Source organism: Variovorax rhizosphaerae (genome assembly GCF_037889975.1).
Classification (GTDB): Bacteria; Pseudomonadota; Gammaproteobacteria; order Burkholderiales; family Burkholderiaceae_C; genus Variovorax; species Variovorax rhizosphaerae.
Genome location: NZ_JBBKZT010000009.1, coordinates 166,001 through 191,906, shown reverse-complemented (window position 1 = coordinate 191,906; position 25,906 = coordinate 166,001). Strand labels below are relative to the sequence as shown.

Annotated in this window: 25 protein-coding genes; 18 read left to right on the top strand and 7 right to left on the bottom strand. The window is 65.1% G+C overall.

Features of this window, described 5'->3' with window-relative positions:
• Positions 1-84 precede the first annotated feature (84 nt).
• Complete coding sequence (locus tag WKW82_RS20465) at positions 85-1,224, top strand: DUF2827 domain-containing protein (protein ID WP_340344173.1); 1,140 nt, start codon at positions 85-87, stop codon at positions 1,222-1,224.
• Here WKW82_RS20465 and WKW82_RS20460 read toward each other — a convergent pair.
• A complete protein-coding gene (locus tag WKW82_RS20460; protein ID WP_340344172.1) occupies positions 1,172-1,336 on the bottom strand; it encodes a hypothetical protein in 165 nt (54 codons plus the stop codon). The genes WKW82_RS20465 and WKW82_RS20460 overlap by 53 nt on opposite strands.
• A gap of 85 nt (positions 1,337-1,421) precedes the next feature.
• Between WKW82_RS20460 and WKW82_RS20455 the strand changes: the two genes are divergently transcribed.
• Positions 1,422-1,928 (top strand): pyridoxamine 5'-phosphate oxidase family protein, encoded by a 507-nt coding sequence (locus WKW82_RS20455; protein ID WP_340344171.1) that lies wholly within the window; start codon positions 1,422-1,424, stop codon positions 1,926-1,928.
• A 90-nt stretch (positions 1,929-2,018) separates the two neighbouring features.
• Here the strand turns inward: WKW82_RS20455 and WKW82_RS20450 are convergent, their stop codons facing one another.
• Positions 2,019-2,912 (bottom strand): LysR family transcriptional regulator, encoded by an 894-nt coding sequence (locus WKW82_RS20450; RefSeq protein WP_340344170.1) that lies wholly within the window; start codon positions 2,910-2,912, stop codon positions 2,019-2,021.
• An 82-nt stretch (positions 2,913-2,994) separates the two neighbouring features.
• On the opposite strand from WKW82_RS20450, the gene argC reads away from it, so the two are divergent.
• On the top strand, positions 2,995-3,924 hold the full coding sequence (argC, locus tag WKW82_RS20445; protein WP_340344169.1) for an N-acetyl-gamma-glutamyl-phosphate reductase: 930 nt from the start codon (positions 2,995-2,997) through the stop codon (positions 3,922-3,924).
• Positions 3,925-4,105: 181 nt separating this feature from the next.
• On the opposite strand, the gene WKW82_RS20440 is transcribed toward argC, so the two are convergent.
• The 5 genes from WKW82_RS20440 to WKW82_RS20420 all read right to left on the bottom strand — a co-directional run bounded on the left by WKW82_RS20440 (position 4,106) and on the right by WKW82_RS20420 (position 10,320).
• Entirely contained in the window at positions 4,106-6,694 is a 2,589-nt protein-coding gene (locus WKW82_RS20440) for a bifunctional aconitate hydratase 2/2-methylisocitrate dehydratase (RefSeq protein WP_340344168.1), read from the bottom strand.
• Positions 6,695-6,763: 69 nt separating this feature from the next.
• Positions 6,764-7,315 carry a hypothetical protein gene (locus WKW82_RS20435; protein ID WP_340344167.1) on the bottom strand — a complete coding sequence of 184 codons (552 nt, stop codon included), beginning with the start codon at positions 7,313-7,315 and terminating at the stop codon, positions 6,764-6,766.
• A gap of 34 nt (positions 7,316-7,349) precedes the next feature.
• Complete coding sequence (locus tag WKW82_RS20430; RefSeq protein ID WP_340344166.1) at positions 7,350-8,351, bottom strand: HpcH/HpaI aldolase/citrate lyase family protein; 1,002 nt, start codon at positions 8,349-8,351, stop codon at positions 7,350-7,352.
• Between the two features lie 94 nt (positions 8,352-8,445).
• Positions 8,446-9,225, bottom strand: coding sequence for a trans-aconitate 2-methyltransferase (gene tam, locus WKW82_RS20425; protein ID WP_340344340.1), 780 nt, complete (start codon positions 9,223-9,225; stop codon positions 8,446-8,448).
• A gap of 108 nt (positions 9,226-9,333) precedes the next feature.
• Positions 9,334-10,320 carry a malate dehydrogenase gene (locus WKW82_RS20420; protein WP_340344165.1) on the bottom strand — a complete coding sequence of 329 codons (987 nt, stop codon included), beginning with the start codon at positions 10,318-10,320 and terminating at the stop codon, positions 9,334-9,336.
• 199 nt (positions 10,321-10,519) lie between these two features.
• Between WKW82_RS20420 and WKW82_RS20415 the strand changes: the two genes are divergently transcribed.
• The 15 genes from WKW82_RS20415 (at position 10,520) to WKW82_RS20345 (ending at position 25,886) form a co-directional block, all read left to right on the top strand.
• Positions 10,520-11,281 (top strand): GntR family transcriptional regulator, encoded by a 762-nt coding sequence (locus WKW82_RS20415; protein WP_340344164.1) that lies wholly within the window; start codon positions 10,520-10,522, stop codon positions 11,279-11,281.
• 237 nt (positions 11,282-11,518) lie between these two features.
• Positions 11,519-11,965: a succinate dehydrogenase, cytochrome b556 subunit gene (gene sdhC, locus WKW82_RS20410; protein ID WP_340344163.1), complete on the top strand. Its 447-nt coding sequence runs from the start codon at positions 11,519-11,521 to the stop codon at positions 11,963-11,965.
• A 16-nt stretch (positions 11,966-11,981) separates the two neighbouring features.
• On the top strand, positions 11,982-12,347 hold the full coding sequence (sdhD, locus tag WKW82_RS20405) for a succinate dehydrogenase, hydrophobic membrane anchor protein (RefSeq protein ID WP_340344162.1): 366 nt from the start codon (positions 11,982-11,984) through the stop codon (positions 12,345-12,347).
• Positions 12,348-12,390: 43 nt separating this feature from the next.
• On the top strand, positions 12,391-14,199 hold the full coding sequence (sdhA, locus tag WKW82_RS20400) for a succinate dehydrogenase flavoprotein subunit (protein ID WP_340344161.1): 1,809 nt from the start codon (positions 12,391-12,393) through the stop codon (positions 14,197-14,199).
• 22 nt (positions 14,200-14,221) lie between these two features.
• Entirely contained in the window at positions 14,222-14,923 is a 702-nt protein-coding gene (locus WKW82_RS20395) for a succinate dehydrogenase iron-sulfur subunit (protein WP_340344160.1), read from the top strand.
• Between the two features lie 15 nt (positions 14,924-14,938).
• Positions 14,939-15,217: an FAD assembly factor SdhE gene (locus WKW82_RS20390; protein ID WP_340344159.1), complete on the top strand. Its 279-nt coding sequence runs from the start codon at positions 14,939-14,941 to the stop codon at positions 15,215-15,217.
• 47 nt (positions 15,218-15,264) lie between these two features.
• Positions 15,265-16,575, top strand: coding sequence for a citrate synthase (gltA, locus tag WKW82_RS20385; protein WP_340344158.1), 1,311 nt, complete (start codon positions 15,265-15,267; stop codon positions 16,573-16,575).
• Between the two features lie 164 nt (positions 16,576-16,739).
• Complete coding sequence (locus WKW82_RS20380; RefSeq protein WP_340344157.1) at positions 16,740-16,880, top strand: entericidin A/B family lipoprotein; 141 nt, start codon at positions 16,740-16,742, stop codon at positions 16,878-16,880.
• 164 nt (positions 16,881-17,044) lie between these two features.
• Positions 17,045-18,013: a LysR family transcriptional regulator gene (locus tag WKW82_RS20375; protein WP_340344156.1), complete on the top strand. Its 969-nt coding sequence runs from the start codon at positions 17,045-17,047 to the stop codon at positions 18,011-18,013.
• Between the two features lie 112 nt (positions 18,014-18,125).
• Positions 18,126-19,547, top strand: coding sequence for a 3-isopropylmalate dehydratase large subunit (gene leuC / locus WKW82_RS20370; RefSeq protein ID WP_340344155.1), 1,422 nt, complete (start codon positions 18,126-18,128; stop codon positions 19,545-19,547).
• Positions 19,548-19,709: 162 nt separating this feature from the next.
• A complete protein-coding gene (leuD, locus tag WKW82_RS20365) occupies positions 19,710-20,360 on the top strand; it encodes a 3-isopropylmalate dehydratase small subunit (protein ID WP_340344154.1) in 651 nt (216 codons plus the stop codon).
• A 12-nt stretch (positions 20,361-20,372) separates the two neighbouring features.
• Positions 20,373-20,654, top strand: coding sequence for a hypothetical protein (locus WKW82_RS20360; protein ID WP_340344153.1), 282 nt, complete (start codon positions 20,373-20,375; stop codon positions 20,652-20,654).
• Positions 20,655-20,681: 27 nt separating this feature from the next.
• A complete protein-coding gene (gene leuB, locus WKW82_RS20355; protein WP_340344152.1) occupies positions 20,682-21,770 on the top strand; it encodes a 3-isopropylmalate dehydrogenase in 1,089 nt (362 codons plus the stop codon).
• 89 nt (positions 21,771-21,859) lie between these two features.
• A complete protein-coding gene (asd, locus tag WKW82_RS20350; RefSeq protein ID WP_340344151.1) occupies positions 21,860-23,029 on the top strand; it encodes an aspartate-semialdehyde dehydrogenase in 1,170 nt (389 codons plus the stop codon).
• A gap of 148 nt (positions 23,030-23,177) precedes the next feature.
• Positions 23,178-25,886 carry a motility hub landmark protein FimV gene (locus WKW82_RS20345; protein WP_340344150.1) on the top strand — a complete coding sequence of 903 codons (2,709 nt, stop codon included), beginning with the start codon at positions 23,178-23,180 and terminating at the stop codon, positions 25,884-25,886.
• The last annotated feature ends 20 nt before the right edge of the window (positions 25,887-25,906 follow it).

The following is a 25,906-nucleotide window of genomic DNA, read 5'->3' as shown; positions in this document are numbered from 1 at the left end:
GATGACTGCCGCTCGGCCGCCCGAAGCCGCTCGCACCCCTGGTGGGTGCAGCCAAGGCATGCAAACGCCGAGCGTGGAGGCCCTGTGAGCGCACGAGAAACAAGGCTGCGAATCGGCATCACCATCGGCCTGCACCACCCGGCCGAGACGCTGTGGAACAACGGCATCAAGCAGAACGCGGTGTACCTGGCCGAGGCCCTGAAGAACTGTCCCAACGTGCAGGGTGTGGTGCTGGTCAACACCACCGCCATCCCCATCACCAACGCCCTGCCCTGGGACCTCCAGCGCTGGCCCACCGTGAACTGGGACGGCGCCAAGGACTCGGTCGACGTGCTCATCGAACTGGGCGGGCAGATATCACCGGACCAGACCGAATACCTCAAGGAACGCAACGCACGGCTCGTTTCGTACTGCTGCGGCACCGAGTATGTGAGTTCGATGGAGGCGGTGCTGTTCGCACGGCCGCTGTGGGGCGCCAACCTCTTCGTCAACCAGCGCTATGACGACATCTGGATGGTGCCGCAGGTCGCCAACATCAGCCAGCCGTACTTCGAGGTGCTGCGTCGACTGCAGGCACGTGCGGTGCCCTTCATCTGGAGCCCCGTGTTCCTGGATCAACGCAGCGCGGCCCTGCCGAACAAGGGACTGCAAGTGCCGCGACAGGGCCCTCGCCGACTCACGGTAATGGAGCCGAACATCGACGTGGTCAAGTTCTGCCTCTACCCCATCTTCATCTGCGAACTCGCCTATCGCGCGCGGCCCGAGGCCATCGCGCTCATGCAGGTGACCAACGCCGAGCCCATCGCCAAGGAGCGGCTGGAGTTCATCACCCTGATGCACCAGCTCGACATCGTGCGCGAGCACAAGGCGGTGTTCCTCGGCCGCCACGACACGCCACAGTTCCTGGCCGAGAACACCGACATCGTGGTCTCGCACCAATGGGAGAACCCACTCAACTATTTCTATCTCGAGGTCTGCTGGCAGGGCTTTCCGCTGGTGCACAACGCCGCGCTGTGCCCGGACCTTGGCTACTACTACCCGGGCAACGATGTGAACGCGGGCGCGGCGCGCGTGCTCGAAGTCATCGATGGCCATGACGCGGACCACCAGGGCTTTCGCGAACGGCAGCGCGCGCTGATCTCGCGGTACCTGCCCGATGACGCCACGCTCGTCACTCGCTACGCCGCGCTGCTCGACGAACTCGTGGCCCGGCCTGCGCGCTGACAGACAGGCTGCGGGCGTTGGCGTTGGCGTTGGTGTTGGTGTTGGTGTTGGTGTTGGTGTTGGTGTTGGTGTTGGTGTCGGCCTCGGCGTAGGCGTCGGCGTTGGATGACATGCGCTTGCGAGTTTGCTCCGCGTATCCGTGTACCGGGCTCGCCTACGGTCGCCCGTTCCAGCCACACCTTCACGGAGATCCGCACATGACCCACACACCCGTCACCCATGACCTGAGCAAACTCTGGGACCTGATCAAGGGCACGCGCTTCGGCATGCTCACGCACCGCCACGAAGACGGCCTGCACAGCCACCCGCTGACCACGCAGAACAAGCACCTCGACGATGACGGCAGGCTCTACTTCTTCGTGCCGAAGAACGGCGAGATTGCGCGCCACCTCGTGCATGACGCCTCGGTCAACGTGGCCTATGCCAACACCGACGACGACAGCTACGTCTCGGTCACCGGCCACGCAAAGCTGATCGAGGACCAGGCGCTGAAGGAGTCGCTGTTCACGACCATGGCCAAGGCCTGGTTTCCGGAAGGCGCCAAGGACCCGAACCTCGGCCTGCTCGCGGTGGAGATCAGCAGCGCCGACTACTGGGACGTCGATGAGACCAAGGTCACGCAACTCTTCAAGATGGCCCGTGCCGCGGTCACTGGCAAGCCTCCGACGGACCTCGGCGAGCATGGTCGCGTGGTGATGAACTGACGAGACTGCCGCTCGCTGTTCGCCGCGCGATGAACGTCCATCGGAGCTGCCGAAGGATCGATGTCGGCGTAGGGTCGAAGCGGCGCCGCTTCAAGGCGCCACCTGCCTGCTGGGAAGCAACGCCGCCATGACGATGCTTGTCGTGCCACTGGCGCCTCGGTCACTGGTCGCGAGGCCGAGTTGCCGCCACAGCGCCGGGCTGAGCGGGCGGACGGCGATGCGAGGATCGCGCGCGGGGTCGTGCGACTCTCCCGGCAGCAACGCCGCACCGTAGCCCGCGGCGACCAGTGTCCTGATCGCGTCGTTGTAGTTGAGCTCGATGCGCGGCCGGCAATGGACGCCCGCCGCAGAAAACCATTCGGCAGTCAGCCGATAGAGACGCGTAGAGGCGTCATTCATGATCAGCGGTCGCTCGGCCAGCCACTGCGGAGTCAGCCGCCTGGGTGCTTTCCAGGCTGCCGGCAGAAATGCGACGACAGGCTCGCGTCGCAGCGGCGTGACGTGGACGCCGCGCACCGGCGCCTGCGGCAGCGCCACGACCGCCAGGTCCAGGCTGCCTGCGGCGAGCCGGGCCATGCTGTCGTTGGAGGTCAGCACCTGCACATTCACGTCGATGCCCGGATGGTCCCGCGCCAGTCGTTCGAGCGCGGGTGGCAGCAAGTGCGCAATGGCGCCCGTCGAGGCGCCAACCCGCACGCGGCCCGTCTGGCCTGCGAGCTGGCGTCGAACGTCTTCCACTGCGTCGTCGGCGTCCGCCAGCAGCCGGCGGGCACGCGCGATGAAGCGCTCGCCCAAGCCGGTCGCTTGCACGGGCCCTCCTCGCCCGCGAACGAGCAGTTGCCCACCCAGGCGCGACTCCAGGTCCGCGATCTGAACAGTGACCGTGGGAGCAGCCAGATGAAGCGCGCGCGCGGCATTGGCCAGGGAGCCGAGGTCGGCGATGGCGACGAGGGTACGCAGATGGTCGAGACTCAGTTCCCGCATCCCGCCAATTTACCTTTTCTTAATTCGGTGTTCCACATATTCAACTGGAGCCAAGGTCGCCCTGTCCCTACGATTGCGCACCATGGACCTCAGCATCTTCATCGACGGCGACCAGGGCACCACGGGCCTTGACTTGCAGAACCGACTCCGCGGCGGGGAATTTCGCGTTCGCACATTGCCTGCAAGCCTGCGCAAGGATGCGGCTGCCCGCCGGGCCGCGCTCAACGAGAGCGACATCGCCATCCTTTGCCTGCCCGATGCAGCGGCGCGAGATGCGGTGGCGATGATCGAGAACCCTTCGGTGCGCGTCATCGATGCCAGCTCGGCGCACCGCACCAGCCCGGGTTGGGTCTACGGCCTCCCGGAGCTCGATGCACAGCAAGGTGAACGAATCGCATCGGCACTGCGGGTCACCAACCCGGGCTGCTATCCCACGGCCGCGATCGCGCTGCTGCGGCCATTGACGGATGCGGGCCTGTTGCCCCGCGACTATCCGCTTGTCATCCACGCCGTCTCGGGCTATTCGGGCCAAGGCAGAGCGGGAGCGGAAGCGCACGAGGCCGGCGCGGGAGCGCATTCACTCAAGGTCTATGGCCTTGCACTCGAGCACAAGCACGTGCCGGAAATCGAGGCCTACGCGGGATTGACGGAACGCCCCATCTTCGTGCCGTCCTATGGGAGCTACCGGCAAGGCATCGTGCTCACCATCGGACTGCACGCTCGAATACTTCCTGCTGATGTGTCCGGTGCGCGCATCCACGAATGCCTCGGCGATCGGTACAGGGATGCGGAACATGTGCATGTCATGCCGATGTCTTCCGTCTCACCGATGACCGAGCGGGATCCGCAAGTCCACAACGGTTCCAACGACATGAGTCTGGCGGTGGCATGCAATGAACGCACGGGCCAGATCGTCTTGAGCGCGGTTCTCGACAATCTGGGCAAAGGTGCCGCAGGCGCGGCCGTGCAGAACCTGCGCCTTATGTCGAGGGCTTCACAGCCCGCCTCGTGAATCGATGTGGCTTTGCCATCTCGATTCAATCCCCCGCGGGGGGCGGGATGGGCCTGGCCCGACCTTGGGGGCTCTTGAGTCCGAAGCGTTTGGGACGCGACCGGACATTCAAGACCATCGCGCAAGGCAAAAAGAAAAGGCCCGCAGAGCGGGCCTTTCTTCAGGAGAGCCGGAAAGCAGATCAGGCGTGAACCGTCGCCGCCGCGTCCTTGAACTCCTCGATCTTGTCGAAGTTCAGGTACTGGTAGACCTGATCGCTTGCCGCCGTGAGCACGCCCATGCCGGCCATGTACTCTTCCTTCGTCGGGATGCGGCCCAGCGTGGACGCGATCGAAGCCAGTTCGGCGCTGCTGAGGTACACGTTGGAGTTCTTGCCCAGGCGGTTCGGGAAGTTGCGGGTGCTGGTCGACACGACCGTCGCGCCTTCACGCACCTGTGCCTGGTTGCCCATGCACAGCGAGCAGCCCGGCATTTCGGTGCGCGCACCGGCGTTGCCGAACACGCCGTAGTGGCCTTCTTCCGTCAACTGGTTTGCGTCCATCTTGGTCGGCGGTGCGATCCACAGCTTGACCGGGATGTCGCGCTTGCCTTCGAGCAACTTGGAGGCGGCACGGAAGTGACCGATGTTGGTCATGCAAGAACCGATGAACACTTCGTCGATCTTGACGCCGGCGACTTCCGACAGCGTCTTCACGTCGTCCGGGTCGTTCGGGCAAGCCAGGATCGGCTCGTGGATGTCGGCCAGGTCGATCTCGATGACGGCCGCGTATTCGGCGTCGGCATCGGGTTGCAACAGTTGCGGGTCCTTGAGCCAGGCTTCCTGAGCGGCGATGCGGCGACCCAACGTGCGAGCGTCGGCGTAGCCTTCCGAAATCATCCAGCGCATCAGCGTGATGTTGCTGTTGATGTATTCGATGATCGGGGCCTTGTCGAGGTGCACGGTGCAGCCGGCGGCCGAGCGTTCTGCCGAGGCATCGCTCAGTTCGAAGGCTTGTTCCACCTTCAAATCAGGCAGGCCTTCGATCTCGAGGATGCGGCCGGAGAAGATGTTCTTCTTGCCCTTCTTCTCGACCGTCAGCAGGCCCGCCTTGATGGCGTACAGCGGAATCGCGTTCACCAGGTCACGCAGCGTGACGCCCGGTTGCATCTTGCTGCCCTTGAAGCGCACCAGCACCGATTCCGGCATGTCCAGCGGCATCACACCGGTCGCAGCTGCGAAGGCCACCAGGCCCGAACCTGCCGGGAAGCTGATGCCGATCGGGAAGCGCGTGTGGCTGTCGCCACCCGTGCCCACGGTGTCGGGCGTCAGCAGGCGGTTGAGCCAGCTGTGGATCACGCCGTCGCCCGGACGCAGCGACACGCCGCCGCGGGTGCTGATGAAGTCGGGCAACTCGTGGTGCGTCTTCACGTCGACCTTCTTCGGATAGGCGGCCGTGTGGCAGAACGATTGCATGACCAGGTCGGCCGAGAAGCCCAGGCAAGCCAGGTCCTTCAGCTCGTCGCGGGTCATCGGGCCGGTGGTGTCTTGCGAACCGACCGAGGTCATCTTGGGTTCGCAGTACGTGCCGGGGCGGACGCCCTGGCCTTCCGGCAGGCCGCAGGCGCGACCGACCATCTTCTGTGCGAGCGAGAAGCCCTTCTTGGTATCGACCGGCGATTGCGGCAAGCGGAACAGCGTCGACGGCGGCAGGCCCAGCGCCTCACGCGCCTTGGTCGTGAGGCCACGGCCGATGATCAGCGGAATGCGGCCACCGGCGCGCACTTCGTCGAACAGCACGTCGCTCTTCACGGTGAACTCGGCGATGACCTGGCCGTCCTTGAGGGCCTTGCCTTCGTAGGGACGCAGTTCGATCACGTCGCCCATGTTCATCTGGTTCACGTCGAGTTCGATCGGCAGTGCGCCGGCGTCTTCCATCGTGTTGTAGAAGATCGGCGCGATCTTGTTGCCCAGGCACACGCCGCCGAAGCGCTTGTTCGGGATGAAGGGGATGTCTTTGCCAGTGAACCACAGCACGCTGTTGGTCGCCGACTTGCGCGAGGAACCCGTGCCGACCACGTCGCCGACGTAGGCGACGAGGTGGCCCTTTTCCTTCAGCGATTCAATGAACTTCACCGGACCGCGCTTGCCGTCTTCTTCCGGCGTGATGCCGGGGCGTGCGTTCTTCAGCATCGCCAGGGCGTGCATGGGGATGTCGGGACGGGTCGTCGCGTCGGGCGCGGGCGACAGGTCGTCGGTGTTGGTTTCGCCGGTCACCTTGAATACCGTCAGCGTCATGCTTTGCGGCACTTCGGGACGGCTGGTGAACCATTCGGCATCGGCCCAGCTTTGCAGCACGGCCTTGGCATTCGCGTTGCCGGCGTCGGCCTTTTCCTTGACGTCATGGAACTGGTCGAACATCAGCAGCGTCTTCTTCAGCGCGTCTGCGGCCACACCGCCGACTTCGGCGTCGTCGAGCAGGTCGATCAGCGGGCTGATGTTGTAGCCGCCCAGCATGGTGCCCAGCAGTTCGGTGGCGCGTGCGCGGGAGATCAGCAGGCTCTTCTCGCTGCCGTGTGCCACGGCGGCGAGGTAGCTGGCCTTGACCTTGGCCGCGTCGTCGACGCCCGCGGGCACGCGGTTCGTGATCAGGTTGAGCAGGAATTCGCCGTCGTTCTGGGTGGCGACCTTCAGCAGCTCGATCAGGTCGCCGGTCTGCTTGGCAGACAGCGGCAGCGGCGGGATGCCGAGCGCGGCGCGTTCGGCAACATGTTCAACATAGGCTTGCAACATTTTCTCTCTCCGTATGACGTGGGAACAGCAGGCGGCGCAAGCTTCAAGCAAGAGCCGCGCCGCGGGGACTTACTTTTTCGGTTCGTCGGCGCCTTCGAACAGGGCCTTCGGCGGGTTCTTCTTGATTTCTTCGGCAAGCTGCGCTTGCACTTCGGCCTGGCATTCATCGGCAAGGCGCAGGCCTTGCTTCTGGCTCATCAGCATCGACTTGTTGCCCAGTTGCAACCACATCGCCTGCTGGCGCGGGTCTTCCAGGCGAACCGCGCCGGTGCGGCTCTCCACCGGGTGCATGCGGTAGCGCACATTGCTGTGCATCAGGGTGAAATAGCCGGGCTTCTTCTCGTCGGCCGTGATGCTCACGCTGGCGCCGAGTTCGCACTTGATGGTGCCCGTGTGCACGCGCAGTGCGACAGCCTGGTCCTCGGGTGTCAGGACGACATCGACATCTTCGGCGATGGGCTGCCTTTCCTCGACCTTCTTGATGATCTTCTTGGGCACCACTTTCTGCGTGACGGCCTTCCCGGTGGACTGCGGCTTCGGCTTGGGCTTTGCAGGTTCCTGCGCTGAGGCAGCGAAGGGCAATGCCAAGGCCAGCGCCGCAATGAATGCAATTTTCTTCATGGTGGGATTCCTTGTTGGGAGTGTTTGGGAGCAGTCAAGAGGTGGCGGGGGCGGCAAACCATGCCTTGGCCTCGGGAGGCAGGGCACGGCCGGTGGCGTGCGCGCGTTCGAGCACCTGCCAATAGAGGCGGTAGCTTGCGCGGTCGTGCAGCACGCCTTCGAAACTCACGGGCGCCCAGTTGGCACGCTCGGCGGCCGCGACGATCTTCGCCGCGATCTCGATCTGCCTTTCCCCGGGCGCGAAGGCCTCGAGGATCGGGCGGATCTGGTTGGGGTGGATGCTCCACATGCGGGTGTAGCCGAATTCGTTGGCGGCGCGCCCGGCGGCGGCACGCATCGCGTCAATGTCGTTGAATTCGGTGACAACACAATGAGAGGGCACCTTGCCGTACGCATGCGCGGCAGAAGCAATGTCCAGCTTGGCCCGCACGACGAGCGGATGCGCGAACTGCCCCGCCGCTGCCATGCCCTCGGCCGGAATCGCACCGGCATGCGCGGACACGAAGTCCATCAGGCCGAAGCTGAGCGACTGCACCCGCGGATGCGAGGCGATGTCGAAGGCGTTGTGCACCGCCAGCGGCGATTCGATGAGCACCTGCAGCGGCAAGTCCTGCGCGCCGGCCGCATCGAGCGCGGCAGCGGCGCGCACCACGTCGGCCAGCGACTCGACCTTCGGCACCATGATGTGGCTGAGCTTGAGGCCGGCACGCCCGGCGATCGTGGCCACGTCGGCATCGAAGGCCGCATGGTCCACCGGATGCACGCGCACGCCGACACGCATGCCGGGCGCCGCAGCCAGCGCCAGTTCAGTGACCAGCGCCGCATGCTCGGACTCGCCGCCGACCGGCGCACCATCCTCGCAATCGAGGGTGACGTCGAACACGCAGGCGCCGAACTCCTGGGCCATCTCGGCCTGGAGCGCGAGGCTCTTCTTCATGCGCGCTTCGACGCCGCTGTAGTGGTCGCACACCGGCAGCACGACCGAGCCGGCCTGTGCGGCGCGCAACACGTCGCCGGGGCGAATATTCTGGGTCATAGGATCCCCCACGGTCGGCACTTCGTGTCCTCGCTGCCCCCCGAGGGGGTGCGACCTTGCTTGGGGCGGCCCTGCGCTGCGGTCATGGAGGTGGTCATCCTTTGCGCGCCACGATGAACATGCGCGGGAACGCCAGCAGGCGCTTCTCGTCGGCACGTTCGGGGTAGGCCTGGTCGATGCGCCGTTCGTAGGCGGCCAGGTAGCTTTCCTGCAGTTCCGGCGACAGGCGATCAACGAAGGGCTTCAGCCCGGTGCCGCGCACCCAGTCGACGATCGCCGCGGGCGATTCCATCGGGTGCTGGTACGCCGTGCGCCAGACGTCGAGGTTCGCCGCCAGCGGCGCCAGCAGGTCGTAGTAGCCGTCCAGCGACAGCAGTTCGGTCCGGAAGCGCGAGAAGTCGCCAATCGCCTTGGCCCACGGCGCCTTGGCCGCCAACTCGCGCATCAGCCGATGGGTTGGCTCGTCGCGGTTGTCCGGCATCTGGATCGCCAGCGTGCCGCCGGGCGCGAGCGCGTCCAACAGGCGCGGGAACAGGGTCTCGTGGCCCGGCACCCATTGCAGCGAGGCATTGGCGTAGATCAGGTCCGGCGGCACTTCAGGCTGCCACGATCCGATGTCGCTCAGGAGAAAGGTCGCCGATGGCAGGCGCTCGCGCGCCTTGACCAGCATCGATTCGGAGTTGTCCGTGCCGGTCACGAACGCCTGCGGGAAGCGTTCGACCAGCAGTTCGGTCGAGTTGCCCGGGCCGCAGCCCAGGTCGACCACGCTGGCCACGCCCGCCGGATCCATCGCCACGCGCGCGAGCAGGTCGCGTGCGGGGCGGGTGCGCTCATCCTCGAAGCGGGAATAGAGCGCGGGGTTCCAGTCGAGCATGGTCATTGGTGCGAAAGGCGGCCGCCGCCGGGCCGCCCCAAGGCGAGCCGCGCCTCCCCCTCGGGGGGTGGCGAAGCACACGCAGTGGCAAGCTGGCGGGCCGACATTTCAGAGCAGGTGGGCGACGCCGGCTTGCTCGCCCTGGAGTTCGTCCAGGGTCTTGTTGATGCGTTCCTGGCTGAAGGCGTCGATGTCCAAGCCTTCGACGACCTTGTACTCACCGCCTTCGCAGGTGACCGGGAAGCCGAACATCGTGTCCTTCGGAATGCCGTACTGGCCGTCCGACGGGATGCCCATCGTGACCCACTTGCCGTTGGTGCCCAGGGCCCAGTCGCGCATGTGGTCGATGGCGGCGTTGGCAGCCGAGGCAGCCGACGACAGGCCACGCGCTTCGATGATCGCGGCGCCGCGCTTGCCGACGGTCGGCAGGAAGGTGTTGGCGTTCCATTCCTGGTCGTTGATCATCTTGGCAACGCTTTCGCCGTTGATGGTGGCGAAGCGGTAGTCGGCGTACATCGTGGGCGAGTGGTTGCCCCAGACGGTCAGCTTCTCGATGTCGGCCACGGCCTTGCCGGTCTTGGCGGCGATCTGGCTGGCGGCGCGGTTGTGGTCCAGGCGCAGCATGGCGGTGAAGTTCTTGCGCGGCAGGCTGGGCGCGCTCTTCATGGCGATGTAGGCGTTCGTGTTGGCCGGGTTGCCGACCACCAGCACCTTGACATTGCGGCTGGCGACGGCGTCGAGCGCCTTGCCCTGGGCCGTGAAGATGGCGCCGTTGACGGCCAGCAGTTCGGCACGTTCCATGCCGGGGCCGCGCGGACGCGAACCGACCAGCAGCGCGTAGTCGGCGTCCTTGAACGCCGTCATCGGATCGCTGTGCGCTTCCATGCCGACCAGCAGCGGGAAGGCGCAGTCGTCGAGTTCCATCATCACGCCCTTGAGTGCCTTTTGCGGGCCTTCGACCGGCACTTCGAGCAGGTTCAGGATCACCGGCTGGTCCTTGCCCAGCATTTCGCCCGAGGCGATGCGGAACAGCAGGGCGTAGCCGATTTGGCCGGCGGCGCCAGTGACGGCAACGCGGACGGGTTTTTTGCTCATGGGAAGACTCCAGAAGGTGATGAAAAGGGAGGGATTCGCCCCGCGACTGCCTCTTGAACGCCGCGGGCATTGCCGGACCCAGGGTCCGCGCGCAAAACCGGCCGGCATTTTAGGCCCAAACCGCGTTTTCATGGCGCATGTCTTATGTCTTATATAAGATAGGGGCCATTCCGGCGCCATCGCCGCGCTTGCCCACGCCATGAACACGCCTCTTTCCGCCCTGCCAGACACGCCGACGCCGGCGTTCAGCCCGCTGTACCAGCAGATCAAGGCCCTGATCCTGCAAAACCTGAAGGCCGGCGAATGGAAGCCCGGCGAGCCCATTCCCAGCGAAATGGACCTCGCCGCGCGTTTTCGAGTGAGCCAGGGCACGGTGCGCAAGGCCATCGATGAGCTGGCCGCTGAAAACCTGCTGGTGCGCCGCCAGGGCAAGGGCACCTTCGTCGCCACGCACACCGAGCACCACGTCCAGTACCGCTTCCTGAAGCTGGTGCCCGACAGCGGCGACCTGAACTCCGAAGGCCCGGCCGAACGCACCATCGTGGACTGCAAGCGCCTGCGCGCCGCCGCCGACGTGGCGCGCGCCCTGTCCCTGCGCACCGGCGACGCCGTGCTGCAGGTGCGCCGCGTGCTGGCCTACGGCGGCGTTCCGACCATCCTGGAGGACCTGTGGCTGCCCGGTGTGCCCTTCAAGGGCCTGACCGCCGAGCGCCTCACGGCATGGCGCGGCCCCATGTATTCGCTGTTCGAAGCTGAATTCGGCGTGCACATGATCCGCGCGGAGGAGAGAATCCGCGCGGTGCTGCCTGACGACGCACAAGCTGCACTGCTCGCCGTCACCAGCGCTACCCCCCTCCTGAGCGTCGAGCGCGTGGCCTATACCTATCACGACACCCCCATGGAGCTTCGGCGCGGCCTCTACCGCACCGACACGCACCACTACCGGAACGAACTCGGATGATGGCGTCCGCGTCCTCGATCGCTGCGTCCGCCGCCGGGCCACTGGCGCGTACTTTTTGCGCGAACATGGCCGCAGGCGCTCGGCGCCATCCCGAATTCAAGTCCAAGTGCCCGAGCGATGCACTGTGTCGATGCACGACGCACCGATGCGTCATGGTGCATTGCAATACAATTTTTGGTTGTTTGCATTTGCCTACAGACTCAAGCCGTCCCCCACGAAAAGCAACGAAAGCCTCCCATGACTGAGCTTGCCTCCACGCCACGGCCACCGCGCCGCGAGTTCCGCAACATCAACGCGTTCACCGATCTGCGCACGTATCGCCTGCCTCCGGCCGGCATCGTGTCGATCCTGCACCGTATCAGCGGCTTCCTGATGTTCCTGCTGCTGCCGTTCATCATCTGGATGTTCGACACGTCGATCAGTTCCGAGATTTCCTTTGAAAAATTCAAGGCCGCCTTCAACAGCGGCCTTGGTTTCGTTCCGGGCGTGCTGATCAAGTTGGTGGCGCTGGCGCTGATCTGGGCCTACCTGCACCACTTCATCGCGGGCCTGCGCCACTTGTGGATGGACGTGAGCCATTCGGCGGTGACGAAGGAATTCGGCAAGACCTCGGCCATGGCCACGCTGTTCGTGAGCATCCTCCTCACCGTCGTGCTGGCCGCCAAGCTGTTCGGTTTGTACTGATCGGGAGCAATCAAAAATGGCAGTGAACTACGGCTCCAAGCGCATCGTCGTCGGCGCGCACTATGGACTTCGCGACTGGCTCAGCCAGCGCATCACGGGCGGCCTGATGGCCCTCTTCACCCTCATCCTGCTCTGCCAGGTGCTGTTCACCTCGGGCGAGATCGGCTACGACAAGTGGGCCGGCATCTTCTCGTCGCAGTGGATGAAGGTCCTGACCTTCGCGGTCATCGTCTCGCTGCTGTACCACGTGTGGGTCGGCATGCGCGACATCTGGATGGACTACGTCCAGCCGGTCAGCATCCGCCTCCTGCTCCAGATCTTCACGCTGGTCTGGCTTGTCGGTTGCGCGGGTTGGGCCATTCAAGTGCTCTGGCGGGTGTGATGCCCTCACCCTCCGAGTCCCATCCCATTGCCGCCCTGACCCCATGACCTACACCAAAGACCAAATCACCAAGCGCAAGTTCGACGTCGTCATCGTCGGCGCCGGCGGCTCCGGCATGCGCGCATCCTTGCAACTCGCACGCGCCGGCCTCAACGTGGCCGTGCTCTCGAAAGTGTTCCCGACCCGCTCGCACACCGTCGCTGCACAAGGCGGCGTGGGCGCATCGCTCGGCAACATGAGCGAGGACAACTGGCACTACCACTTCTACGACACCATCAAGGGTTCCGATTGGCTGGGCGACCAGGACGCGATCGAATTCATGTGCCGCGAAGCACCGAAGGTCGTGTACGAACTCGAACACTTCGGCATGCCTTTCGACCGCAACCCGGACGGCACCATCTACCAGCGCCCCTTCGGCGGCCACACCGCCAACTACGGCGAAAAGCCCGTGCAACGCGCCTGCGCCGCGGCCGACCGCACCGGCCACGCGATGCTGCACACGCTCTATCAGAAGAACGTGGAAGCGCGCACGCAGTTCTTCGTCGAATGGATGGCGCTCGACCTGATCCGTGACGAAGAAGGCGACGTCGTCGGCGTGACCGCGCTGGAAATGGAAACCGGTGACCTGCACATCCTGCAGGCCAAGACCGTGCTGCTGGCCACCGGCGGTGCCGGCCGCATCTTCGCCGCCTCGACCAACGCCTTCATCAACACCGGCGACGGCCTCGGCATGGCCGCGCGCTCGGGCATCCCGCTGCAGGACATGGAGTTCTGGCAGTTCCACCCGACCGGCGTGGCCGGCGCCGGCGTGCTGCTGACCGAAGGCTGCCGCGGCGAAGGCGCCATCCTGCTCAACAGCAACGGCGAACGCTTCATGGAGCGCTATGCGCCCACGCTGAAGGACCTGGCGCCGCGCGACTTCGTGTCGCGCTCGATGGACCAGGAAATCAAGGAAGGTCGCGGCTGCGGTCCTAACAAGGACTACGTGCTGCTCAAGCTCGATCACCTCGGTGCGGAAACCATCCACAAGCGCCTGCCTTCGGTGTACGAAATCGGCGTCAACTTCGCCAACGTCGACATCACCAAAGAACCGATTCCCGTGGTGCCGACCATCCACTACCAGATGGGCGGCATCCCGACCAACATCAACGGCCAGGTCGTCATCCAGCAGGGTGAAGAGAACAGCGCCGTGGTCAACGGCCTCTATGCCGTCGGCGAATGCTCCTGCGTGAGCGTGCACGGCGCGAACCGCCTGGGCACCAACTCGCTGCTCGACCTGCTGGTGTTCGGCCGCGCGGCCGGCAACCACATCGTGCAGTTCAACGAGAAGAACAAGGAACACAAGCCGCTGCCGGAAGACGCCGCCGACCGCACTTTGGCCCGGCTGAACGAACTCGAAGCCTCGACCGACGGACTCTACGCGCAAGACGTCGCCGGCGAGATCCGCGCCGTGATGCAGCAGCACGCCGCCGTGTTCCGCAAGCAGGCCTCGATGGACGAAGGCGTCGAGAAGATCGCCGCCGTGCGCGAACGCGTCCGTGCCGTCACGCTCAAGGACAAGTCCCGCGTGTTCAACACCGCCCGCATCGAGGCGCTGGAAGTCGACAACCTGATCGAAGTGGCGCAGGCCACGATGGTCTCGGCCGCCGCCCGCCGCGAATGCCGCGGCGCCCACACCGTGGAAGACTACGAGCGTCCCGCGGACGATCCGGTCGCACCGCTCGGCCGCGACGATGCCAACTGGATGAAGCACACGCTCTGGTACAGCGAAGGCAACCGCCTCTCGTACAAGCCGGTCAAGATGCAGCCGCTCACGGTCGACTCGGTGCCCCCGAAGGTCCGGACCTTCTGAAGATCAAAAACAGGAATCCACGATGAAGCGCACCTTCAAGATCTACCGCTACGACCCGGACCGGGACGCCAAGCCCTACATGCAGACCATCGAGATCGAACTCGACGGCCACGAACGCATGCTGCTCGACGCCTTGATGAAGCTCAAGGCGCAAGACCCCACGCTGTCCTTCCGCCGCTCCTGCCGCGAAGGCGTGTGCGGCTCGGACGCGATGAACATCAACGGCAAGAACGGCCTGGCCTGCCTGACCAACATGCTCACGCTCAAGGGCGAGATCGTGTTGAAGCCGCTGCCCGGCCTGCCAGTCATCCGCGACCTGATCGTCGACATGACGCAGTTCTTCAAGCAGTACAACTCGATCAAGCCGTACCTGCAGAACGACAACGTGCCGCCCGAGAAGGAACGCCTGCAGTCGCCGGAAGAGCGCGACGAACTGAACGGCCTTTACGAGTGCATCCTGTGCGCGAGTTGCTCGACGAGCTGCCCGAGCTTCTGGTGGAATCCCGACAAGTTCGTCGGCCCCGCAGGCCTGCTGCAAGCCTACCGCTTCATCGCCGACAGCCGCGACGAAGCCACTGGTGAGCGCCTAGACAACCTCGAGGACCCGTACCGCCTGTTCCGCTGCCACACCATCATGAACTGCGTCGACGTCTGCCCGAAGGGCCTGAACCCGACGAAGGCGATCGGCAAGATCAAGGAATTGATGGTCCGCCGCGCGATCTGAGCCTTGGAACAAGCCATGCAAGCCACCGACAACCTCGACCAGCCCCTTGGCGCCCCCGCGCTGAGCAAGCTGAAATGGCGTTGCCGGCGCGGCTTGCTGGAAAACGACTTGTTCATCGCCCGTTTCTTCGAGCGGCATGAATCTCGCTTGACCGTTGGACAGGCGCAGGCCATGGAAGCCCTGATGGACCTGTCGGACCACGATCTCCTCGACTTGTTGCTCAAGCGCAAGGAGCCCGAGCCTGCACTGGCCGAGCCGGGCGTGGTCGATTTGTTGCGTCTTCTGCGCGTCTGAACGCGCATCCACCGTGCAGTTTTTTTATTTGCAGAAAGAAAGCCTTCATGAAAGCCTCTGACAACAAGGCCACGCTGTCGTTCAGCAACGGCACCGACAACATCGAGCTGCCGATCTACAAGGGCTCGATTGGCCCGGATGTCATCGACATCCGCAAGCTCTATGCCCAGACCGGCATGTTCACCTATGACCCGGGCTTCATGTCGACCGCGTCGTGCCAGTCGGCCATCACCTACATCGATGGCGACAAGGGCGAACTGCTCTACCGCGGCTACCCCATCGAACAGCTCGCGACCAACTGCGACTTCATGGAAACCTGCCACCTGCTGCTGTACGGTGAGCTGCCCAATGAAGACCAGAAGAAGGGCTTCACCAAGCTCGTGACCAATCACACCATGGTCAACGAGCAGATGCAGTTCTTCCTGCGCGGCTTCCGCCGTGATGCCCACCCGATGGCCATCATGACTGGCCTGGTCGGCGCCCTGTCGGCCTTCTATCACGACAGCACGGACATCAACAATCCGAAGCACCGCGAGATCGCCGCGATCCGGCTGATCGCGAAGATGCCGACGCTGGTCGCCATGGCCTACAAGTACACGATCGGCCAGCCGTACATGTACCCGAAGAACGACCTGAGCTACGCCGGCAACTTCCTGCACATGATGTTCGCCACGCCGTGCGAGGAATACAAGGTGAGCCCGGTGCTCGAGCGCGCGCTCGACCGCATCTTCATCCTGCACGCCGACCACGAACAGAACGCATCTACCTCGACCGTGCGCCTGTGCGGCTCGTCGGGCACCAACCCCTTCGCGGCCATCGCAGCCGGCGTGGCCTGCCTCTGGGGCCCGGCCCACGGCGGGGCCAACGAAGCGGCGCTCAACATGCTCTACGACATCCAGAAGGCTGGCGGCGTCGAGAAGATCGGCGAGTTCATCAAGCAGGTCAAGGACAAGAACTCCAACGTCAAGCTGATGGGCTTCGGCCACCGCGTGTACAAGAACTACGACCCGCGCGCCAAGCTGATGCAGGAAACCTGCAAGGAAGTGCTGCATGAACTGGGCCTGGAAAACGACCCGCTCTTCAAGCTGGCCATGGCGCTCGAGAAGATCGCCCTGGAAGACGAGTACTTCGTGTCGCGCAAGCTCTACCCGAACGTCGACTTCTACTCGGGCATCGTGCAGCGCGCGATCGGCATCCCGGTGCCGCTGTTCACGGCCGTGTTCGCATTGGCCCGCACGGTCGGCTGGATTGCCCAGCTGAACGAGATGATCGGCGACCCGGAATACAAGATCGGCCGCCCGCGCCAGCTGTTCGAAGGCTCGGTCAAGCGCGACGTGCAACCCATCGCCACCCGCTGAAGACCCGGTAGAGGGCTCGCCCCTCACTCTCCAAAAGGCTGTCTCCGGGCAGCCTTTTTGCGTTTTGGCTGACAAGACGACGCCATGCGTTTTCATAACCTGCAGTTGCGGAGGGAACACCGCCTCGCATTCCGTTCAACCAACTGCTCCAAAGGAGTCATGCCATGAAGAAAATTGCTGCAATGATGGCCGTCGCATTCGCGTTTGCCATTCCGCTGGCCGGCTGCAACACGATGAAGGGCGCAGGCCAGGACGTGCAAAAGGCCGGCCAGAAGCTCGAAAACTCGGCCGATAAGAAACAGTGATCCTGGCGCTCAGACGCCAGCACCTGGAACGAGCGGGCCGAGCGCCCGCTTTTTTTCATCTTGAGGCAGCAAGAGTGTCATCGCGCTTCACGATGACGGAAGGGTCAATTCCCTAGCAAAATAGCGCTCCGCTTCATCGCCTGCCGCGATGACGGCAGCGCCCCATGAACCCTTCGGAACGCACCTCTGAACGCAGCTTCGCCCGCCGGATCGACCTGACCTCCCTGCAGCTCTTCGTGGCTGTGTGCGAGCTGGGCAGCATCGGGCGCGCCGCAGAGCGCGAATTCATCGCGGCTTCAGCGGTCAGCAAGCGGCTGTCGGACCTGGAAGCCACGCTCAATACTCCCCTGCTCTACCGCCACACGCGCGGCGTCGACCTGACGCCCGCCGGCGAAAGCCTGCTGCACCACGCACGCTCGGTGCTCTACAGCCTCGAGAAGATGCAGGGCGAACTCAGCGAATACGCCGACGGCGTGCGCGGCCACGTGCGGGTGCACGCGAACATCTCCGCCATCGTGCAGTTCCTGCCGGAAGACCTCGGCGCCTTCCGCCGTGACCACGAGGCCATCAAGATCGACCTGGAAGAACACCTCAGCAGCGAAGTCCTGCGCGCGGTGCAGGAAGGCGCGTCGGACCTCGGCATCTGCCACCTGGCCGACCACGACAGCGAATTGCAGAGCCTGCCCTACCGGCACGACCACCTGGTGCTGATCGTGCCCGCGGGCCATGCGCTCGCCGGCACGGGTCCGATCGAATTCGTCGACTCGCTGGAATACGACCACGTCGGCCTGCACACCAACAGCTCGATCTACGTCGCCACGCGCCAGGCCGCGCTCGACGCCGGCCGCACCATCAAGCTGCGCATCCACGTCACCGGCCTCGACGCCATGTGCCGCATGATCGAGAACGGCCTCGGCATCGGCGTGATGCCGGGCCAGGCCTTCGACCTGATGCGCGGCGGCGTCGGGCGGCGGCTCACCAGCGTGGCGCTCAAGGACGCGTGGTCGCAGCGCGAGATCCGCCTCGTCGCCCGGGATTTCTCCACGCTGCCGGTGGCGGCGCGCACGCTCGTGCAACACCTGCAAGCCTCGGGCGAAGCAGCCGCCCGCGAACCCGCCGAACTGACGGCCTGAAACACAACGATCACCCACGAAAGAAAGATATGACCCCCAAAGCTCACATCAGTTCGCTGCCCCCCGAGGGGGCGCATGCCACCTTTGAAGCGGTTCGGCAGGAGGCATGACCATGGCACGCACGCTCTACGACAAGATCTGGGACGAACACGTCGTCCACACCGAGGAAGACGGCACCGCAATCCTCTACATCGACCGCCACCTGGTGCACGAAGTGACCAGCCCGCAAGCCTTCGAAGGCCTGCGCGAAGCCGGCCGCAAGCTGTGGCGCATCAGCTCGGTCGTGGCCACCGCCGACCACAACACGCCGACCACCGGCTGGGAGCGCGGCTATGAAGGCATCGCTGACGCGACCAGCAAGGAACAGATCACCACGCTCGACCACAACATCGCCGAGTTCGGCGCGGCGGCGTTCTTCCCGTTCCTCAGCAAGCGCCAGGGCATCGTCCACGTGATCGGCCCCGAATCGGGCGCGACGCTGCCCGGCATGACGGTCGTCTGCGGCGACTCGCACACCTCGACGCACGGCGCCTTCGGCGCGCTCGCGCACGGCATCGGCACCAGCGAGGTCGAGCACGTGATGGCCACGCAGACGCTGCTCGGCAAGAAGGCGAAGAACATGCTCGTGAAGGTCGAAGGCAAGCTGCCGCTCGGCTGCACCGCCAAGGACATCGTGCTGGCGATCATCGGCAAGATCGGCACGGCGGGCGGCACCGGCTACACCATCGAGTTCGCCGGCTCCGCCATCCGCGACCTGAGCATGGAAGGCCGCATGACGGTCTGCAACATGGCGATCGAAGCCGGCGCGCGAGCGGGCCTGGTGGCGGTCGACGAGAAGACCATCAATTACGTGAAGGGTCGCCCGCTGGCACCCACCGGCGTGGAGTGGGAGCAGGCCGTCAACTACTGGAAGACGCTGCATACCGAGCCCGGCGCGCACTTCGACCTCGTCGTCGAACTGGACGCCACGAAGATCCCGCCGCAAGTCACCTGGGGCACCTCGCCCGAGATGGTCACCGAGATCAATGGCCGCGTGCCCGATCCCGACAAGGAAAAGGACGCCAACAAGCGCGGCGCGATCGAACGCGCCCTCACCTACATGGGCCTGGAGCCCAACAAGGCGATGAACGACATCTTCGTCGACAAGGTGTTCATCGGCTCCTGCACCAACAGCCGCATCGAGGACATGCGCGAAGCCGCCGCGATCGTGAAGAAGCTCGGGCAGAAGGTCGCGAAGAACGTGAAGCTTGCGATGGTCGTGCCCGGTTCAGGTCTCGTGAAAGAGCAAGCCGAACGCGAAGGCCTCGATCAGATCTTTAAGGCCGCAGGTTTCGAATGGCGCGAGCCCGGCTGCTCAATGTGCCTGGCCATGAACGCCGACCGCCTGGAACCCGGCGAGCGCTGCGCATCGACGAGCAACCGCAACTTCGAAGGCCGCCAGGGCGCCGGCGGTCGCACCCACCTCGTGAGCCCGGCCATGGCCGCGGCGGCGGCGGTGCATGGGCACTTCGTCGACGTGCGCACGTTCGCCTGAATACAAGAACAGCCGGACGCAGAGGACGCGAAGGTTGCGCGAAGGACGCGAAGGAAATTCAAGAAATGAAATTCTTTCTGGCTGTCCTTTTGCGTCCTTCGCGGAACCTTCGCGTCCTTCGCGGTCGGAAGTCCGCATATGGCATTTGACTGGAGCCTCTTCATGCAGAAATTCACCGTACACAAGGGCCTCGTCGCCCCGATGGATCGCGAGAACGTCGACACCGACGCGATCATTCCCAAGCAGTTCCTGAAGTCGATCCGCAAGACCGGCTTCGGCCCCAACCTGTTCGACGCCTGGCGCTATCTCGATACCGGCGAACCGGGACAAGACCCCGCGAGCCGCAAGCCGAACCCCGACTTCGTGCTGAACCAGCCGCGCTACGCCGGCGCATCGATCCTGATCGCCCGCCAGAACTTCGGCTGCGGCTCGTCACGCGAGCACGCACCGTGGGCACTGGACCAGTACGGCTTCCGCGCCATCATCGCGCCGAGCTACGCCGACATCTTCTTCAACAACAGCTTCAAGAGCGGCCTGCTGCCGATCGTGCTGCCGGAAGCGCAGGTCGCCAAGCTGTTCGACGAGGTCTTCGCCTTCCCCGGCTACCAGCTGACGATCGACCTGGAGCGTCAGGTGATCGTCAAGCCCGACGGCACCGAACTCGCCTTCGACGTGCAGGCCTTCCGCAAGTACTGCCTCATCAACGGCCTCGACGACATCGGCCTCACGCTGCGTCACAAGGACAAGATCCAGGCCTTCGAAAAGGAGCGCCTCGCCACCAAGCCCTGGCTCGCGCACACGATGGTGAGCTGACGCGGGTCCGCCATGCGCCGCCTGTTCCAGCGCTGGGTGCTGTCGCGGCTGTGGCTGACCTTCATCGTCCTGTGCCTGAGCTTCTTTGCCTTCGGCATCGGGACCTTGAACCTGATCTACCTGTTCCAGGCCAACGCGACCTTCCTGGCCGAACAGGGATGGCAGGCCGTCATGGACGGCGCGCTGGTCCAGCTCTTTCACCTGGTGCTGAACGGCACGCTGAGCATGGTGGCCTATGTCATCTTCAAGACCTGCGAGCATCGCCTGTCGCATTGGCTCGGCGACGAGCACTGAAACAACCAACCACAACCATCGACTCTCATGAAAATCGCAGTCCTCCCCGGTGATGGCATCGGCACCGAAATCGTCGCCGAAGCCGTCCGCGTCCTCGACGTCCTCGACCTGAAGTTCGAGATGGAAACGGCCCTCGTCGGCGGCGCCGCGTACGAGGCGCACGGCCATCCGCTGCCCGAGTCGACCCTCAAGCTCGCCAAGGAATCCGACGCCGTGCTGTTCGGCGCCGTCGGCGACTGGAAATACGACAAGCTCGACCGCCCGCTGCGCCCGGAGCAGGCCATCCTCGGCCTGCGCAAGAACCTCGGCCTCTTCGCCAACTTCCGCCCGGCCATCTGCTACGAGCAACTCGTCGGCGCGTCGAGCCTCAAGCCCGAACTGATCGCAGGCCTCGACATCCTCATCATTCGCGAACTCACCGGCGACATCTACTTCGGCCAGCCACGCGGCCGCCGCACGGCCGTCGATGGCCACTTCCCCGGCGCCGAGGAAGCCTTCGACACGATGCGCTACTCGCGCCCCGAGGTCGAACGCATCGCCCGCGTCGCCTTCGAAGCCGCCCGCAAGCGCAGCAAGCGCGTGACCAGCGTCGACAAGGCCAACGTGCTGGAGACCTTCCAGTTCTGGAAGGACATCGTCACCGAGGTCGGCAAGGAATATCCGGACGTCGAACTCGACCACATGTACGTGGACAACGCGGCCATGCAACTGGTCAAGGCGCCGAAGAAGTTCGACGTGGTCGTCACCGGCAACATGTTCGGCGACATCCTCTCGGACGAGGCCGCGATGCTCACCGGCTCCATCGGCATGCTGCCCTCGGCCTCGCTCAATTCGAGCAACCAGGGCCTCTATGAACCGAGCCACGGCAGCGCGCCGGACATCGCCGGCAAGGGCGTTGCCAATCCTTTGGCTACAATCCTCTCCGCTGCCATGATGCTCCGCTTCTCCCTCAACCAACCCGAAGCTGCCGCTCGTATCGAGTCGGCGGTTCAGCAGGTGCTGGCTTCCGGCCTTCGCACCGGCGACATCTGGTCGGAAGGCACGAAGCGCGTCGGCACCCGTGAAATGGGTGACGCGGTTGTTGCAGCAATCACCAAAAAGACGATTACCGGCTAACCGCAGCCCGCTTCGTCACGCCCCCCGGCTCGACGAGTCGGGCGCAAAGAGAAACCACTTTTCTTTTTTGACATAGGGCACTTTTCAAAATGGCGTACGCATCTCAACCCCTGGTCGGCCTCGTGGGCTGGCGCGGCATGGTCGGCTCGGTCCTGATGGACCGCATGCAGGCCGAAGGCGACTTCGGTCTCATCGAGCCGATGTTCTTCTCGACTTCCAACGCCGGCGGCAAGGCCCCGGCCATGGCCAAGAACGAGACCGCGCTGAAGGATGCGTACGACATCGAGTCGCTCAAGAAGTGCGACATCGTCATCACCGCCCAGGGCGGCGACTACACCACCGAAGTCTTCCCCACGCTTCGCGCCGCGGGCTGGAACGGCCACTGGATCGACGCCGCCTCGACGCTGCGCATGAAGGATGACGCGATCATCATCCTGGACCCGGTCAACCTGCCCGTGATCCAGAACGCGCTGTCCAAGGGCGGCAAGAACTGGATCGGCGGCAACTGCACCGTGAGCTGCATGCTCATGGGCGTGGGCGCGCTCTACAAGGCCGGCCTGGTCGAGTGGATGACCAGCATGACCTACCAGGCTGCCTCGGGCGGCGGTGCGCAGCACATGCGCGAGCTGCTCACGCAGTTCGGCACGATCAATGCCGAAGTGAAGTCGCTGCTGGACGACCCCAAGTCCGCCATCCTCGAGATCGACCGCAAGGTGCTGCACAAGCAGCAGAACCTGTCGGCGGCGGAGACGGCCAACTTCGGTGCACCGCTGGGCGGCTCGCTGATCCCCTGGATCGACAAGGACCTCGGCATCGGCAAGTCACAGGACGATGCCGACTGGGGCGTGTCCAAGGAAGAGTGGAAGGGCGGCGCCGAGACCAACAAGATCCTCGGCCAGGGCGCGGGCTTCGGCACCGCCGCCACGCCGGTCGACGGCTTCTGCGTGCGCGTCGGCGCGATGCGCTGCCACAGCCAGGCGCTCACCTTCAAGCTCAAGAAGGACGTACCCCTGGCCGACATCGAGGCGCTCATCGCCGCCGACAACGCCTGGGTCAAGGTCGTGCCCAACACGCGCGAAGCCACGGTCAAGGACCTCACGCCCGTCACGGTGACCGGCACCATGAATATCCCTGTCGGGCGCATCCGCAAGCTGGCGATGGGCCCCGAATACGTGGGAGCATTCACCATTGGCGACCAGTTGCTGTGGGGTGCGGCCGAACCATTGCGTCGTATGCTGCGAATCCTGCTCGATGCTTGAAGCAGAAGCGCGACGTTGCAGTACGGCAACGGAACTTTGGCAAGTGAAGTTGGCGCGCTCCGGTCTGGTCTAAGCTGCTGCCTTGTCACTGGGGGGTGATGGTGTTAACGTTATTTTACACTTTTGGGCCATCGTGCCCCCTATGAGCATGACAAGACCACCGCTGCACGTGAACCCGAATCTGGTCACCCGGCCCACCACGAGTTCGTCGGGCAGCGGTCAACTTTCCTTGATTGGCACCGCCGTCGCGCTTGCCATGGGCGTGGTGGTGAGCACGGATGCGAGCGCGCTGGCGCTGGGGCGGCTCAACGTGCAATCGGCTCTCGGCGAACCGCTGCGCGCCGAGATCGACGTCACCGAGATCAGCGCTGCCGAGGCCGACGGCATGCGGCTCAACGTCGCGTTGCCCGAGGCCTTCCAGGCGGTGGGCGTCAACTACAACGCTGCCCTGGCCGACGTGCGCATGACACTGCACCGCCGCGCCGACGGCCGCTACTTCGTCCGCCTGAACGGCAGCCGGTCGCTCAACGATCCGTTCCTCGACCTGCTGGTGGAAGCCACCTGGAGCGGCGGTCGTGTCGTGCGCGACTACACGGTGCTGCTGGATCCCCCGCGCAGCCGCCCGGCCGCTCTCCCGCCGGTCAACCCGCTCGGGCCGCAGATCCAGATCGGCAACGCACCCCCGACGCGGATGGCAGCGCCTCCGGTCGCGCCCCCGATGGCACAAGCGGCCACGCCGCGCGCACGTCCGGCGCCAGCACCGGCGCCCGAACGGGCGGTGCGCACAGGCACCGGCGATGGCCAGCGGGTTGCGGTGCGCCCAGGTGACACTGCCAGCAAGATCGCGGGCGCCTACAAGCCGGCCGATGTGTCGCTTGACCAGATGCTGGTGGCAATGTTGCGTACCAATCCGGATGCCTTCCTCGGCGGCAACGTCAACCGCATGAAAGCCGGCGCGGTCATCAATGTGCCGAGCGCCGCGCAGGCCACCGCGACACCGCCCGATGAAGCCCGTCGCACGATCACTGCCCAAAGCCGTGATTTCAACGACTATCGCCAGCGCCTGGCCGGCAATGCGCCGACGTCCAGGGTGGCCCGTGCAGGGCGCCAGGCGGGTGGCAAGGTGCAGACCAACGTCGAGGACCGCAATGCCGGCACAGCCTCCCCCGACAGGCTCACTGTCTCGCCCGGCGCGTCGACCCAGTCGGCCGACGAGAAGCTGGCGGCGGAACGCCAGGCCAAGGACACCAGCACCCGCGTTGCCGAACTGTCGAAGAACATTTCGGAATTGAACAAGCTGCAGAGCGTCACCGCGCCGAATGCCGGAGCACCTGCCGCTGCACCCGCGACGCCAGCTCCCGCACCTGCTGCAAACACGCCCGCCACCGCGCCAACGGCTCCGGCCGTCGCCGGACCCGCACCGTCAGCGCCCGGCGTGACGGTGCCCGTCGCCGCGTCGCCCGCAGTCCCGGCCACTGCTGCAACCACCCCGCCAACGCCTGCCGCAGCGGCCACGCCCGAACCTGGTGCCACCAAGCCTCCAGCTGCCACGCCAGTGAGAGCCCCGGCGCCATCCGAACGCGGTTTCTTCGCGGAACTGATGGACAACCCGATGATGCTCGGCGCCGCCGCGTTGATCGCCTTGCTCATCGGTTTCCTGCTTTACCGCGTGCTCGGCCGCAAGCGCCAGGATGCCGGCGACAGCGTGTTCCTGGAAAGCCGCATCCCCAAGGACTCTTTCTTCGGCGCCAGCGGCGGCGAATCGGTCGACACCAAGAACCGCGGCTCGATGGCGTCGTCGCTCTCCTACTCGCCGAGCCAACTCGACGTCGGCGACGTGGATCCGGTGGCCGAAGCCGACGTCTACCTGGCTTATGGCCGCGACCTCCAAGCCGAAGAAATCCTGCGCGAGGCGCTGCGCAGCACGCCAGAACGCACCGCCATCCACCTCAAGCTGCTCGAGATCCATGCCAAGCGCCGCGACCTGCGCGCCTACGAGGCCCTGGCCGCCGATGTACACAAACTGACCAGCGGCACCGGCACCGAATGGAACCGCGTGGTCGAGATGGGCCGTGAACTGGACCCGGGCAACCCGCTGTACCAGCCCGGCTCGCGTCCGCTGGCAGCGGCAAGCACAGGCGCCGACACGGCCCTCGCAGGCAGTGGCGACACCGCGGTCACCGTCCCGCTCAAGATGCAGGCCAAGCCGGTGGCGCGCGAGCCGGTTGCATCGCCGCCCGCCTTTGTGGCATCGGTCGCGCCGCTGGATTTCGATCTCGACCTGAGCAAGCCCCCGGTCGCCAAGACGCCTGTGCAATCCGTGGCGGTGCCGGTGCCGGTGCCAGCGTCAGTGCCGGTGCCAGCGTCAGTGCCCGTCTCCAAGCCAACGCCGCCGGACGCCGCCCTGCCCCCAGCACGCCCGCAGGTCACGGACATCGACGACAACGAGCGTACCTTGCGCCCCGCGTTTGACGATGGCCACGGCAACAACACGGATTTTTTCAACGATTTCGACACAGCGCCCGCCACGCTGGACCCGTTTCGCCGCGCCGCCTCGCAGCAGGATGAGCGCACCCAGCCGGCCACGCTGCGCGCAGGCCTGCCGGGCGATACCGGCTTCATCGAATTCGACATGAGCTCCATGACTGGCCGTGCACCGCTCGAGACCCGCCGCGGCAGCCTCGAAGGCCACGACGACCCGCATGAAAGCCCGCACGCGATCAAGCTGTCGCTGGCGCGCGAACTGCAAGCCATCGGCGATGCCGAAGGCGCCCGCTCGCTGGTCGAGGAAGTGGCGGCCGAAGCCACCGGCGACCTCAAGGCCGAAGCCAGGCAGTTGCTGACGCAGCTCGCCTGAACCCCGCCCCGCCCATGACC